Origin of the sequence: Prosthecobacter sp. SYSU 5D2, assembly GCF_039655865.1 — a bacterium.
GTDB lineage: Bacteria > Verrucomicrobiota > Verrucomicrobiia > Verrucomicrobiales > Verrucomicrobiaceae > Prosthecobacter.
On sequence record NZ_JBBYXL010000006.1, the window covers coordinates 1 to 13,212 of the forward strand.

Genomic DNA, 13,212 nt, shown 5'->3' on the forward strand with positions numbered 1-13,212 from the left:
CCGCCCCCCTCCTCACCGCCTTCCATGAGGCCAGCCCCCCCTGGCTCAAAATCACCCGCACCGTCCAAATAACCTCCATCCCCCGCACCGACCTTGGCAAAGTCCGCCAAGAGGAGCTGCGCCAGCAAGTAGCTCAGTTGGTCCCCAACTGAGGTTCCCGCAAAAGCCCCCCAAGTGAAGCGGGCATTCGCTTCGCGGCTTCGCACCTGCCTGCTCCCGCTCCCGAAATCTTTGCCAAACACCTTCTTCACGCCAAGCCGCGCGAGAGGAGCGTGGGCACTCTTGCCCGCATTCATTTCCCTGCGGCGCAGCCGCCTAAATCGTCCCTGAATTCCCCCCATCACCCTCACCAGCGAATGGCCAAAGAAGATGATTTTCTAAACCACTAATGCTCACTAATAAGCACTAATAGTCGGGAACCATTAAAAGGGCCGAAACAGAGGGGAAAAGCCAAAACCCGTCCTGGAAGGACGATGGAAGGTAGCCGGTTGGTAAAAATTTCCCGCGCCGAGGAGAGCCCGAAAACCACCAGGCTTGGATTGGCTCTGGACTCATCATGTCATTATTGGGGAAACGGGATCCGTCTGCGACAATTGACAGATTGGCCATTCCATGAATGAGCAGCGCCATCAACGTCAGCCAGCAAATCCGTCGTTAGGTCATTCACGAGACGCGAACTGCAATCGGTTGGAAGGTTGAGCCTGCATTGGGTCTCCCAGCGCTGCCTGGGTCTGCATCTCCAGCGGGGGAGTTTTCGTGCTTTTCGTGCTTTTCGTTCGTCGTGTGGCATTGGGCCACCCGCAGTTAGCCGGGGCGCTGGCGGAGTGAACCGGTCATGATCTGGTTCATTGGAAAAAGGGAGTGGAGATTTTTCCGGGGGCCAGGCGGCGGATGATCTCCCCGGCAGGGCCGTAAAGGGCGGCTGGGGAAAGCTGCGGGCGCTGCTGCGCGGGGGACGAAAAGCACGAATTGAACGAAAAGTCCTCCTGGGGAGAGGGGGAGTTTTCGTTAAATTCGTTAAATTCGTTCTTCGTATGGCATTGGGCCGCCCGCAGGTAGCCGGGGCGCTGGCGGAGTGTGGAGGTGATGTTCTCCAATGTGGCAGGTGAGAAAGACGCTGGATCTGCCTGGTCTGTCGCCGTGTGGCAGCTTGACATATGCGGCTTGCTTTGGCGCACTTCATCAGCCTCGCTAGTGAGTCTGATGTTTGGGCCATTGGAACCCACCTTGTTTTGACCAGGCGAGGCATTTTGGTGGATGGAATCGCTGTGTTCGAGGGGAGTGGAAGTCATTGGAAAAGGGAGTGGAGAGTTTCTGCATGGGCCAGGTGGCGGATGATGTCCCCGGCAGGGCCATCAAGGGCCGCAGGGGCAGGCTGCGGGCGCTGCTGCGGGAGATACGAATTTAACGAATTTAACGAATTGCCCCCCTGTGGAGAGGGGGGGCAGGCGGCGGGTGCTGCTGCGCGGGATACGAAAAGCACGAAAAGCACGAAAACTCCTCCCGTGGAGAGCAGGGGCAGGCGGCGGGCGCTGCTGCGGGAGATACGAATTTAACGAATTTAACGAATTTAACGAATTGCCCCCCCTGTGGAGAGGGGGGCAGGCGGCGGGTGCTGCTGCGCGGGATACGAAAAGCACGAAAAGCACGAAAAGTCCTCTTGTGGAGAGCAAGGGCAGGCGGCGGGTGCTGCTGCGCGGGATACGAAAAGCACGAAAAGCACGAAAAGTCCTCTTGTGGAGAGGGGGAGTTTTCGTGCTTTTCGTAGTTTTCGTTCGTGGTGTGGCAGTGGGCCACCCGCAGTTAGCCGGAGTGCTGGCGGAGTGAACGGGTCATGTCCTGGCTCATTGGAAAAGGGAGTGGAGGAAAACGGGGTGAGGGTGAAATGGTGCTGAATGAGGCTGATTTTTGGATGAGAAATCTCTGCGAATCTGACCTCAAAGCGGCCTTCATTCAGTGCCATTCGAGTCAGGGTGCGACTCTTGACAGAACACCCTGAAGCCAAGATCTCCGGCCTCAGCCCGAACCACTGCAAACAAACACAATCAACGGCCAGCAACCGCTATCGCCGAGGTGCGCCGTTCCCTTTTGCATCTTCCTTCCTCCTGGCTACAAGTCCCTCATGAACCCCGTCCTCTGCATCATCGGCGGCTGCAATGGCGCAGGCAAGACCACGCTCGCGCGGGAGCTGTTGCCCCGGCTTGGGTTGAGGCGCTTTCTCAATGCCGATGAGATCGCTCGCGGCCTCTCGCCGCTGGATCCCTCCCTCTGCGCCTTCCGCGCCGGACGCCTCCTGCTGGAAGAAGCCCGCGCCCTCATCCAGGCCGGGACCAGCTTTGCCATTGAGTCCACCCTCAGCGGCAAAACCTACCTCGCCCTGATCCGCGAAGCCAAAGCGCGGGGCTACCGGTTCCACCTTCATTACCTCATCATCGGCTCCGCCACCCAGGCCGTCTCCCGCGTGGACCTCCGCGTCCGCCTCGGCGGCCACCACGTGCCCGAGGCCGACATCCGCCGCCGCTTCGACCGCAGCCGCCGCCACTGGACCCACGACTACCTCCCCCTTGCCGATGAGTGGGTCTTGTGGGATAATCAAGTGCCACCGCCGCGTCAGGTCGCCGATAATAAGACGCACACCCTCGACCAAGTCCAAGCCATGTTCACCTCCAACACCCTCCAGGAAGCACCGCTGCGTGAAATGTCGGAGATGTCCAAGATCGGCCTCGAAGCTGGTCGCGTCGCCACTGAGAAGATGCTGGACTACTACAAGCGCATGGGCATCAAAGTCACTCCCGAGATGACCCTCGCCCCCGAAAAACCCGTGCGCAAGGCCAGGAGCAAAACCAAGGTCAAGGCCCCGTAACCTCCCGCTGGCTGTCGAGAGTGAGAACATGGAAACCTCGCGCGGCAGAGCCTGGAGCCAGGCAGCCGGAGGCCCGTCATGTGTCGTCAGCCGCGAGGCTGGCACGAAGCGTTGACAGCGGGCACCAAAGCCGTGGCATTGAGCTTCGAAAGTGTATCCATGAGGACTGTCTTCGCCGTTGACCCAGCGGGGACCCGTGCGCGCATCGCGACCAATGGCCAGCCAGCGATGGGCGAGCCACCGGAGTCTTGGACTAGGGCAAAGGTGCATGACCAGGGAAGCCTGTCCTTCGCGTCAGCTTCCCTCCTATCAAGAAATCACAAAGTGGCAAAATAGGTATCGTCGTGAGAATATGGCGGGGCGCAGCAGCAGAGAAAGCGGAGGGTCTGGGTGGCGGTGATCTGGTGCCAGGCACCGGGGGGAATGAGGATGGCATCGCCAGGGGAGACGGGGCGTTCCTCGCCGTCTATTTCCATGGTGCCTTCGCCTTCGAGGATGTAGTAGAACTCCTCGCTGAGTTTGTGATAGTGGCGCTCGGTGGGGCGGCCGACTGGGACGGTGGCCTCGGCGAGGGACTGGTTTTGCACGGGGGCATTGGTCCGGTCCAGGATGCTGCGGATGGTGCTGCCGTCCTTGGTGGTGAAGGGAACTTGTTTAGAAAGTGGGTTGATGGTCATGCGGATGCACGCATGGTCTGCGGGTGCACGCCGTGTGCAAGTTTCCGCATGAACTTTGATACCCAACATTGCAATGCTCTTATCACCGGTGCGTCCTCGGGGCTGGGGGCGGAGTTTGCCCGGCAGCTTGCGCCGGAGGCGGGGGCGTTGTTTCTGACGGGACGGCGGATGGAGGCGCTGGAGGCGGTGAAAACGGAGTGCCTGGTGCTGAACGGGGCGCTGAAAGTGCATCTGCATGCCTGTGACATCGCTACGGAGGAGGGCAGGGGAGCTCTGCTGAAGGAGGTCGTGGCCTCCGGTTTCCAGCCGAATTTGCTGATCAATAATGCCGGGATGGGGGATTATGGAACGGTGGCCACGGCGGCGGCGGAGAAGTTGAAGGCGCAGATGGATCTGAATGTGACGGCCCTGGTGCTGCTGACGCATGCCTGCCTGCCGCTGCTGAAGAGGCCAGGAGGGATCATCAACATCAGCTCGCTGGCCAGTGCGCTGCCGCTGCCGGCGATGGCAGTCTATGCTGCGAGCAAAGCTTTTGTGACGAGTTTTTCCGAAGCATTGGCCGTTGAGGTGGAGCGGGAGGGGATCGCGGTGACTTGCGTGTGCCCAGGACCGACGCCGACGGGTTTTGGCAAGACCGCCCAGCGTCCAGACGGTGAGGATACGGACCGGGACGGTCAGGATCTTTTACGCATCCCGCCGCAGCAGGTGGTGGCGGAAGGTCTCGCGGCCTTGCGCAGCGGGCATACCTGCGTGTATCCAGGGCTGGGAGTGAAAATCGCCTTCCGGCTTTTTCGCCACCTTCCACGTATCCTTTTGCGTCCCCTGTTGCGGAGACGGTTTGCCAAAGGCACAGTCTAAAAAACTTAACACCTTCCCCCCCCGGCATGTTCAAGCGCCCCGACCCTTCTTTGACCCCCATGGACCAGCGCGGTCCCAGCCCCTGGAATTCGCAGAAGCCGCAGAGCGGCAGTGTGCTGGGCAGGCTGATCCGGCTGATGGTGCTTATCATCATTGCCATCCTGCTGGTGCTGCCGTTTACGCCGTTTGCGGGCAAGATCAAACGCGGACTGAAGGAGATTATCGCTGAGGCCCAGGAGGAGCGCACGCGCATCGTGACGCAGGAAGTGGAGAAGCGGGTGGAGGTGCCGCGAGAGGTGGTGAAGGAAGTGGTGAAAGAGGTCATCAAAGAGGTGCCAGCACCGCCGCCGCCGCTGCCGGAGGCCTTCATTCCGCGCCGGGATGTGGATGTTTCCACCTTTTATAACGGCATCACCATCAAGACGGAGCTTCTGAAAGAACAGGGGACTTATGCCAACCTGGAGCGGCTGGACCCCGATGCCTACCGGGCGGAGTTCAAGCTGTCTGTGAGGGTGCCGAAGGCCAACCAGAGCCTCGCGGAGCTGTCGCGCATCAATCCGGCACTCCCGACGCTGCTGCCTGACCTGGCGGCCATGCTGCCTGCCTCAAAGGTCTCGGGCTTTTACCATAAGCTGTATGAAAACAAGACCAACGGCATCCAGCGGGACATCACCCGGCTGAACAAGATCCTGGACCGGCACAATTTTTTCGACTGCGAGACGATCCTGGAAATGGAGCATCCGACGACCAAACGCAAGTCGCTGCTGATCCAGTCCGAGATGGATGTGGTGGCGGATGGATCCGACGGCGACCGCATGGCGACGCTGGATGAATACATCTTCATGTCGGACTATTATCAGCCCTTCACCAGCTATGCTTGGGCGAAGAAAACCAAGACGCCAAATCCGCTGCTGGCCCGCTGGGAGGCGCGGCTGAAAAAGGCGCAGGCGGACTATGCGGTGAAGGGCCTGACGGCGGAACGTAACCGGGAGCTGCAGGCGCTGATCCGGCAGCTTGAGCTGGAGATCAGTGAGATGAAGTCTCGCAGCAGCCTGATTGCGGAGAAGGATCCGTTCATTGTGCTGTCGCTGCTGTTTCGCGGTCACCCCACAAACAAACACACGCCGAACATGGGTGACTATGCGGTGGTCATTTATGGTGATAAGATGTATCCGGCCATTTGCGGGGATTATGGGCCGAGCCAGAAAATGGGTGAGGCCTCTCTCATGATGGCCAAAACCATCAATGAAAAAGCCTCTCCTTATCGGAGGCCGGAGAGTGATTTGAAGGTGACCTATGTGGTCTTTCCCGGCACGGCAGAAAAGCCAAACAGCCCGCCCAACCTGGAGCACTGGCATGCGAAGTGTGCGGAATATCTCAAGGAAATCGGGACACAAAATGCGGATGAAGTGCTTCACCGGTGGGAAGATCCGTTCAAGAAACCTGAACCAGTGCCGGAACCTGCCGTAGTCGGCGGTCTGGCAGCGGATGGTACACCGCTGCCAGCAGATGCAGTGACACCCCCTCCACCAACCAACACTACAACCACTCCGTCTGGGCCCGCAGCAGGAACACCAGAGACTGCTCCAAATACGACTGCGCCTGCCAGCACACCAGCGGCAACTCCGGCGGAATCTGGGACTACGGGCTCTGAGAGCACACCAAACCCAACGAATCCTCCGGCAGCCAGCAGCAATCCGAAATGAAGGATTGAAATCGGCGCTCTACAGGGTGGCCATGCCTCCTTGTTTGATCCAGTCATTCAGAGGTGTGCCGGCTTCTGCATCCAGGATCAGTCCGCACCCGAATGGGGCTGCATTGACACTGTCCAGCGCCACATGGCCCTGGCGGATGTCCAGGGTCGGGAAACCGGCTTCGTGCAGACGGTAAAGATCTGGATGATGTTTTAGGGTGTCGCTTTGCACCGCGTCTGTATGCATGGACAGGCCACGGAAATAATGATGCCCGTTGCGCTCCACATGCGTGATGCCGAGGGCTGACATCATCGCCAGGTCCTGGAGCATGGCGACGGGTCCGACGTTGGCGAGATCTTCGCCGCTGAGAATGAGAGGCCGGCTGGAGGCTTTTTGACGCACTTTCAGCAAGGCGGCATTTGCCAGGCCTTTGACGATGCCTTTGCAGTTCTTGTGGCTGGTGCCGCAATAGCCGAGATCCAGGGCACGGGGGAGGTCGGCCAGCGCTCCATCCGCCTCATCAATGATGAGGCCGGGGCCGTCACTCCAGCCCGCGATGGCGGGTGCAACATCGTCTGTGAGGGCGTGTGCCCGGTGCAGCGGTTGTTCGATGAGGAGGAGATTTTGGAAGAGGGGCGCCAGGGCAGGATCGGCACGAAGGGTCTCGTAGAAATCGCGGAAGCTGGCTAGGTCCTGGAACTGCTCATTGCCATCCAGCGTGACATGGAATTCCTGGGGGCATTCCTGGGTGAGGATGCTGGTGATCAGTCGCAGGCGCGGCAGGTCGGTTTCGGCCTGCCCGCAGACTTTGATCTTGAAGTAACTCAGGCCGTAAGCGCGGATAGATTCATCCAGGGCGTGAGGAAGTCCGTCGTGCAGCCTTTCCTGCTCCGGGATGTCCTGGGTGCGGAGGGGATCCCCAAGGCCCACAGTGTGGCGCACGGCAATGCGCGACAGAGGCTGCGGGGCAAGGGTCTGTGCGACGGTGATGCCTTCAAGTTCAGGGCGCACTTCCCCAAGGCGAATGCCAAGAGCTTCGCTGCCTAACAAACGATGAAGGGGAATGCCGGATGCTTTGCAAAGGCCGTCCAGGATCGTGCGCTCCATGAGGCTGACGCCGAGATTGGCCAGCAGGGATGGGGCTTGTTTGACGCTGGCCCAGGCCGCCTGCTCCTGATAAAGCTCCTGCCACCAGGGGAAGAAACGGATGGGTTTGGAGGCAGCCAGCCGGGCGAGCCGGGAGGCGTTCTGGATGACGGCGAGCATCTCCGCCAGATCCGTTTCAAAATCGGTGTCCAGATTTTTGGTAAACCATTTCGGCGGCAGACCTTCGCTCGCCAGGCCACGGGCTGGTTTGCCATCCACGCTCAGGTCCGCCGTGACAAAGAGATGCGGCAGCGCGCTCATGCTGGCAATGCCGTATTTAAAAGGAAAGCGCGTGCGCATGGGCAGCACGTGAAAGCGGATGTCGTGAATCTGGAACTGCATGAAGGACAGGGAACGGCAGCCGCGTTCATGTTTCACGTGCTTTCGTAGCCAGTGATGAAAATTATCCACACTCAATAGGCGTGTTTATCCTTGTCAGCCCCGGTTCGTTTTTCCACACTCCCATCATGAAACTCCGCCCGTTCCTGCTTTCGCTCCTTTCCGTTTCCTTTCTGGTTCCGTCTCTTGCGGAGGAAAAGAAGGCAGAGCCGAAAAAACGGGCACCCAATCCGTCACTCATCCCGGTGCAGGATGTGGAAGGTCTGCCGCGTGTGCTGCTCATCGGGGATTCCATTTCCATGGGCTATACCGTGCCGACCCGTAAGCTGCTGGAGAGTGTGGCCAATGTGCACCGCATTCCGCAGAATGGCGGCCCGACGAAGAACGGTGTGGCCAACATCGAGAAATGGCTGGGCAGCGGCAAGTGGGACGTGATTCATTTTAACTGGGGCATCCATGACCTGAAGTTCATGCCGGATGGCAAGCGGCAGGTGGAGACGGCGGACTATGAAGCCAATCTGCGCTCCCTCGTTGCACGCATGAAGAAGACCGGTGCCAAGCTGATCTGGGCCACGACGACGCCCATCCCGAAAGGCCCGCTCGTTCCAGATCGCAAGTTCGGCGAAGAAGCGGAATACAATGCCATCGCTGAAAAAGTGATGAAGGAAAACGGCGTGGCTATCAATGACCTGAATGCCTGGATCACCCCGAAGCTGGCGGAGATGCAGAAACCTCAGGATGTGCATTATCACGATGACGGGTCCGATTACCTGGCGCAAAAAGTCGCCCAGGAAATCAGGGCTGCCCTGGGCAAGTAAAGCCAGGCTTGCCGGGCGGCAAACTCAGCTCATGATGCGCTGCCCGCCATGTCCGATCCCGATTCCACTGCTGCTGCCTCCCGTCTCTGCACGGCCTGTGGCATGTGCTGCAACGGGGTGCTGTTTCACATTGTCCGGCTTCAGCCGGTGGATTCCGTGAAGGCGCTGGAGGCCCTGGGCATGAAGCTGAGCCGGAAAAAACGCGAGCCGTATTTCAACCAGCCCTGCCGATTCCTCAACGATTGCACCTGCACCATTTATGAGTCCAGACCGCAACGCTGCCGACTGTTTGAATGCCGGCAGATCCTGGGGCTGCAAGCCGGGGACATTGCGGAAAGCGAAGCGGAGGGCAGGATTGCAGAAGTGCGTGCTCTGGTCAGGCAGGTGGAGGCCTTGTTAGAGGCTCATGGAAACATGGAAAATCAAAGGCCCCTTTTGGAGCGATGTACGCAGCTATTGCAGCAAGGCGGGGAGACCCAGATGTACCCTTTGCGTCATGCCATGCAGGGGCTGAATGACCTTTTGAACCTTCATTTCCGCCCCGAGCCGGTGGCCCTGAATATGTGATCTGAGTCGTGCGGGATCGCTCAAGAGACTGGACAGACGCGTCAAATGATCCACCTGTCATGGATGTACGCCGCAGGCCCCAAGAATCCGCTCCACGGGATCACCCTCGAAAAGATGGTGACCGATCTCCAGGCCTTTTATGGATGGGAGATGCTGGGGCGGATAATCAAGGTGAACTGCTTCAACTGGCAGCCGAGCGTCAAGTCCAGTCTGGTTTTCCTGCGCAAGACACCCTGGGCCCGCCAGAAGGTGGAGGAGCTTTACATTGATACCCTGCCCGATCTGAAAGCCGTGGCCGAAGGCCGGATGGCCCCCCTGGCGGATGAGATGCAAGATGAAGCTGTGACAGGTGAGGCTGTGACGAATGAGCCGCTGAAGGATGAAGCGGTGAGCAATGAGCCTGAGCCAGATGAAGCAGTGGAGAGCTGCGAGACGCCGAAGGAAGGTGAGTAAGGGTGGACATACCACGCTCTGGCGAGCGCGGCTACGCAAGCTGCTTGCAGGCCTTGATCGTATTCGCGATGAGCATGGCGATGGTCATGGGACCCACTCCGCCAGGAACAGGCGTAATGGCCTGGCATTTGGGGGCCACTTCATCAAAGGCGACATCGCCGACGAGCTTGTAACCCTTCGGCGTCTCCGGGGCTTCGACCCGGTTAATGCCCACATCAATGACTACGGCCCCTTCACGGACATGCTCAGCTTTGAGAAACTCAGGCCGGCCAATGGCGGCGATGATGATATCCGCCTGGCGGGTGATGGCGGGGAGGTCTTTCGTACGAGAGTGGGCAACGGTGACGGTGGCGTCTCCGCCGGGGCCTTTCGCCATGAGCAGGAGGGCCATGGGCTTGCCCACGATCATGCTGCGGCCCAATACAACCACATTGGCCCCTTTCGTTTCAATGCCCGCATCCATGAGCAGGCGCTGGCAGCCTAGCGGCGTGCAGGGGACGAAACCAGACGGGTCTTCCAAAGTCAGTTTGGCGACGTTGATCGGGTGAAAACCGTCCACATCCTTGGCGGGGTCAATGGCGCGGACGATGGCGGCTTCATCAATGTGCGGCGGCGGCGGGCTCTGCACCAGGATGCCGTGGATGGCCGGGTCATTGTTGAGCGTCTGCACATGCGCCAGAAGCTCTTCCTGCGTGGTCTCGGCAGGCAGTTCCAGCTTGATGGAGTGCAGGCCCAGGTCGCGGCATTTTTTATCCTTGGACCGCACATAGGCCCGTGAGGCCGGATCATCTCCCACAAGCACCACGGCCAGCCCCGGCTTTTTTCCCTCGGACGCCAGCGCAGCAATGTCACGGCGGCATTCTTCGAGGACTTTTTCAGCGACGGCGGTTCCAGAGATCAGTTGCATCTCTTTTGGTGAATCAGGCCCGGCTCCGAGTCAATGACGATCCAGTGTCCGATGCAGGATCGTGATTTCTTTATTGTTCTGGCCCGCATTTATGTCCAAACAGTGTTCCTCCTGACCTCTTTGCCTTAACCATGACCACTCGCCGCACTTTTATTTCCGCCGTCACTGCTGCTCTTGGGGGCAGCGTTTTTGCCGCAGATGGCAAAGCCAAAACCGTGCTGCTGATGTCCGCCTGGGATACTGTAAATATCGGGGACATCGGTCATACGCCAGGTACGCTGCGGGTGCTGGAGCAGCATCTGCCTGAGGTGAATGTGAACGTGTGGGCGAGAAAGGTGGATGAACGTGTGATCGCCATGCTGAAAGCGCGTTTCCCGAAAGTGAAGATTTACCGGGGCGATCTCACTGGCAAGGAACCGCAGGATGAGAAACTGCGGGCGGCTATTGCCGAAAGTGACCTTTTTATCCGCAATTCCGGCATGGGCCAGGACACGGCCTGGATGAAACACTGCCGCAACCTGGGCAAACCCTACGGCGTCTATGGGCAATCTTACTTCGAGACCATGGTAACCGGGAAAACCGGTGCTGAAAACATGGAGCTGCTAAATGCGGCGTCCTTTATTTATACCCGCGAAAGCCGCACGCTTAAGATGCTGCAGAAGGCAGGAGTCAAGACACCGGTGCTGGAGTTTGGCCCAGACGGCTGCTTTGGCATAGATGTGCGTGATGAAGAACGCGGACTCGCCACGATGAAGAAGCTCGGTTTGGAGGATCGCAAATTCATCACCGTTCTCCTGCGCACGAATACCCCGAAAGCACCCGGAGTGGATGATTCGCGTCCGCAGAAGCTGAATCCGCTGTATCCCACGCCAGAACAGGTGGCGGATGATGAACGGCGAGCCGGAGTGTTTCGTGAACTCATCACCCAATGGGTGAAGGCGACGGGGCACAAAGTGCTGATTGCACCGGAGACCTATAAGGAAATGGGCCACAATAAGCGCCTCATTTTCGATCCGCTGCCACCGGAGATCCAGAAGCACGTCGTCAACCTGGAATACTTTTGGAATGCGGATGAAGCCGCCTCAGTCTTTGCCCGCGCTCACACCGTCGTCTGCCATGAGCCGCATTCGCCCATCATTGCCCTTGCCAATGGTACACCGATCATCCACGCCTTCTCCGAGTTCCACGGTTTGAAGTGCTGGATGTTTGAAGACATCGGCCTGAAGGAATGGCTGCTGGAGTTTGATGCGACTCCGGCGGATAAGCTTTTCCAGACCGTTATGGAGATTCACGAGGACTATCCGGCCGCTTTGGCGAAGGTGAAGAAGGCCATGGACTTTGTGCACCAGCGGCAGGCGGATGGCATGGGAGTGGTGAAAAAAGTGCTCGGTTAAACCGGGGCGATTTTTACTGCGAAGGAACAACGATGACGGGTCCATGTCGCGCCCCTCCCACAGTCTGGGGCGCGATGCGTGCCCGCCAGATGTAGCGCTGGAAAAGCACCTTCAGACTGGCAGTCAGGGGGACGGCCAGGATCGCCCCGAGCAGCCCGCCGAGAAGCAAGGCCCAGACCAGCACACTGGCGATGACCGTCATCGGATGCAGCCCGACTGCCTCTCCGACGATGCGTGGTGTGATGAAAAAACCATCCACCTGCTGGACGACAATGAAGATGGCCGATACCGCCAGCGGCATGGCCCACCAGGGATCCGCCGGGATAAGGGCACTGCCGCCTTGCACCGCCCCGATGATCACCGCCGGAATCCAGCATAAAGCGATGCCCAGATACGGAATGATACCGGCCACGCAGAGGGCCAGGCCGATAAGCAGCCCAAAGTCCAGGCCAATGATCATGAGCCCCGCGCCAGTGGCGATGCCATTGATCACACTGACGAAGAGCTGGCCGCGAAAGAAGGCGATGAGGTAACGGTTGATCTCATTGAGGCAGGAGACCACTTCGTCTTTGAATGAACTGGCCCTAAGGGGCAGGTAGTCGGACCATTGGGCTTTGATTTTGACGCTCTCAATCAGGAAGTAATAGAGGTAGAGCGGCACAATGATGAGCGACAGCAGGAAGCCGAACATGCCCAGGAAACCGCCAAAGGTGGCTTTGAAGAATCTCCAGCCATTACCCAGGAAGGATGGCAGGCTGGTTTTGACCCATTCACCGGTAAGCAGGGCTTTGAGGTCAATGCCCAGCTCCGTTTCAGGGGCTGTCTCGGTAAGATCATCGTCCGGAACGGTTCCCACGGCCGTTTCGAGATCTCTGCCAGTAGCGATGGCTGCACCGGAGCGAATGGTGGGTTCCACCCCGGCGGGCAGTTCCTGGGAGGTTTGGGCATCGCGTTTGACTGCGGCTGATCTCACGGAGTCGCGCATGATTTCCGCAATGGGTTCCGGCAGGGGGATGCCGTATTCCTGCTCCAGGCGGGTGGCGAAATCCAGCGTGGCAGCACGGGCCTTGACGGTGTAGCCGGGGACTTTTTTGGCCAGGTTAGAAGTCTGCTCAACCAGCTTGGGAATGAGCCACCAGCCCAAGCCGGTGAGTGCCAGGACAAAGACGCCAAAGATGATGAGGACGGCCGGCTGCCTTTTGAGGCCGCGTTTTTCCAGCCAGGCGACGCCAGGATCCAGAAGATAGGCCAGCACCCCGGCCACAGCGAAGGGCATCAGGATGGGCTGTAGAAAACCGATGACCTGGGTGGCCAGGTAGATAAAGCCGATGCCGAGAGCACCTACGACCGTGATGGAGAGCGCCGTGATGGCTGTCCAAAGGGAGCTGCGCTGGAAAGCAGTGGGGATATTCTTCATGTGGGAGCGGCAGAAGTGGCGTAAGATAGAGGGAGTTTGGCGCTTGGCGATGATGAAGTCACCGAAGGTGGATAAGGAC

11 protein-coding genes and 1 pseudogene are annotated in these 13,212 nt (G+C 59.1%); 7 read left to right on the forward strand and 5 right to left on the reverse strand.

Annotated features, from left to right (window positions below; translation table 11 throughout):
* Positions 1-845: 845 nt before the first annotated feature.
* A complete protein-coding gene (locus WJU23_RS10995) occupies positions 846-1,292 on the reverse strand; it encodes a hypothetical protein (RefSeq protein ID WP_346332614.1) in 447 nt (148 codons plus the stop codon).
* An 830-nt stretch (positions 1,293-2,122) separates the two neighbouring features.
* Here WJU23_RS10995 and WJU23_RS11000 point away from each other — a divergent pair.
* On the forward strand, positions 2,123-2,863 hold the full coding sequence (locus tag WJU23_RS11000; RefSeq protein ID WP_346332615.1) for an AAA family ATPase: 741 nt from the start codon (positions 2,123-2,125) through the stop codon (positions 2,861-2,863).
* Positions 2,864-3,180: 317 nt separating this feature from the next.
* On the opposite strand, the gene WJU23_RS11005 is transcribed toward WJU23_RS11000, so the two are convergent.
* Positions 3,181-3,540 carry a cupin domain-containing protein gene (locus WJU23_RS11005; protein WP_346332616.1) on the reverse strand — a complete coding sequence of 120 codons (360 nt, stop codon included), beginning with the start codon at positions 3,538-3,540 and terminating at the stop codon, positions 3,181-3,183.
* A 48-nt stretch (positions 3,541-3,588) separates the two neighbouring features.
* On the opposite strand from WJU23_RS11005, the gene WJU23_RS11010 reads away from it, so the two are divergent.
* Together WJU23_RS11010 and WJU23_RS11015 are read left to right on the forward strand one after the other, a co-directional pair.
* Complete coding sequence (locus WJU23_RS11010; RefSeq protein WP_346332617.1) at positions 3,589-4,398, forward strand: SDR family NAD(P)-dependent oxidoreductase; 810 nt, start codon at positions 3,589-3,591, stop codon at positions 4,396-4,398.
* 26 nt (positions 4,399-4,424) lie between these two features.
* Positions 4,425-6,104, forward strand: a complete 1,680-nt coding sequence (locus WJU23_RS11015; RefSeq protein ID WP_346332618.1) for a glycoside hydrolase family 75 protein — start codon at positions 4,425-4,427, stop codon at positions 6,102-6,104.
* Between the two features lie 18 nt (positions 6,105-6,122).
* On the opposite strand, the gene WJU23_RS11020 is transcribed toward WJU23_RS11015, so the two are convergent.
* Complete coding sequence (locus WJU23_RS11020; protein ID WP_346332619.1) at positions 6,123-7,580, reverse strand: hypothetical protein; 1,458 nt, start codon at positions 7,578-7,580, stop codon at positions 6,123-6,125.
* Positions 7,581-7,705: 125 nt separating this feature from the next.
* Here WJU23_RS11020 and WJU23_RS11025 point away from each other — a divergent pair, with 125 nt between their 5' ends.
* The 3 genes and pseudogenes from WJU23_RS11025 to WJU23_RS11035 form a co-directional block, all read left to right on the forward strand.
* Positions 7,706-8,395: an SGNH/GDSL hydrolase family protein gene (locus WJU23_RS11025; protein ID WP_346332620.1), complete on the forward strand. Its 690-nt coding sequence runs from the start codon at positions 7,706-7,708 to the stop codon at positions 8,393-8,395.
* Between the two features lie 48 nt (positions 8,396-8,443).
* Positions 8,444-8,962 carry a YkgJ family cysteine cluster protein gene (locus WJU23_RS11030; protein WP_346332621.1) on the forward strand — a complete coding sequence of 173 codons (519 nt, stop codon included), beginning with the start codon at positions 8,444-8,446 and terminating at the stop codon, positions 8,960-8,962.
* Between the two features lie 63 nt (positions 8,963-9,025).
* Positions 9,026-9,238, forward strand: a pseudogene (locus WJU23_RS11035) (VF530 family protein); the annotation flags it as partial.
* Positions 9,239-9,446: 208 nt separating this feature from the next.
* Here WJU23_RS11035 and folD read toward each other — a convergent pair.
* Positions 9,447-10,322 (reverse strand): bifunctional methylenetetrahydrofolate dehydrogenase/methenyltetrahydrofolate cyclohydrolase FolD, encoded by an 876-nt coding sequence (folD, locus tag WJU23_RS11040; protein WP_346332622.1) that lies wholly within the window; start codon positions 10,320-10,322, stop codon positions 9,447-9,449.
* Between the two features lie 131 nt (positions 10,323-10,453).
* Here folD and WJU23_RS11045 point away from each other — a divergent pair, with 131 nt between their 5' ends.
* On the forward strand, positions 10,454-11,716 hold the full coding sequence (locus WJU23_RS11045; protein WP_346332623.1) for a polysaccharide pyruvyl transferase family protein: 1,263 nt from the start codon (positions 10,454-10,456) through the stop codon (positions 11,714-11,716).
* Between the two features lie 13 nt (positions 11,717-11,729).
* On the opposite strand, the gene WJU23_RS11050 is transcribed toward WJU23_RS11045, so the two are convergent.
* Positions 11,730-13,133, reverse strand: coding sequence for an AI-2E family transporter (locus WJU23_RS11050; RefSeq protein ID WP_346332624.1), 1,404 nt, complete (start codon positions 13,131-13,133; stop codon positions 11,730-11,732).
* Positions 13,134-13,212 lie beyond the last annotated feature (79 nt).

What these genes read in the sequence shown, in the direction of transcription:
- WJU23_RS10995 (WP_346332614.1), bottom strand. Translation starts at nt 1,292, where the DNA reads ATGACTTCCACTCCCCTCGAACACAGCGATTCCATCCACCAAAATGCC.
- WJU23_RS11000 (WP_346332615.1), top strand. Translation starts at nt 2,123, where the DNA reads ATGAACCCCGTCCTCTGCATCATCGGCGGCTGCAATGGCGCAGGCAAG.
- WJU23_RS11005 (WP_346332616.1), bottom strand. Translation starts at nt 3,540, where the DNA reads ATGACCATCAACCCACTTTCTAAACAAGTTCCCTTCACCACCAAGGAC.
- WJU23_RS11010 (WP_346332617.1), top strand. Translation starts at nt 3,589, where the DNA reads ATGAACTTTGATACCCAACATTGCAATGCTCTTATCACCGGTGCGTCC.
- WJU23_RS11015 (WP_346332618.1), top strand. Translation starts at nt 4,425, where the DNA reads ATGTTCAAGCGCCCCGACCCTTCTTTGACCCCCATGGACCAGCGCGGT.
- WJU23_RS11020 (WP_346332619.1), bottom strand. Translation starts at nt 7,580, where the DNA reads ATGCAGTTCCAGATTCACGACATCCGCTTTCACGTGCTGCCCATGCGC.
- WJU23_RS11025 (WP_346332620.1), top strand. Translation starts at nt 7,706, where the DNA reads ATGAAACTCCGCCCGTTCCTGCTTTCGCTCCTTTCCGTTTCCTTTCTG.
- WJU23_RS11030 (WP_346332621.1), top strand. Translation starts at nt 8,444, where the DNA reads ATGTCCGATCCCGATTCCACTGCTGCTGCCTCCCGTCTCTGCACGGCC.
- folD (WP_346332622.1), bottom strand. Translation starts at nt 10,322, where the DNA reads ATGCAACTGATCTCTGGAACCGCCGTCGCTGAAAAAGTCCTCGAAGAA.
- WJU23_RS11045 (WP_346332623.1), top strand. Translation starts at nt 10,454, where the DNA reads ATGACCACTCGCCGCACTTTTATTTCCGCCGTCACTGCTGCTCTTGGG.
- WJU23_RS11050 (WP_346332624.1), bottom strand. Translation starts at nt 13,133, where the DNA reads ATGAAGAATATCCCCACTGCTTTCCAGCGCAGCTCCCTTTGGACAGCC.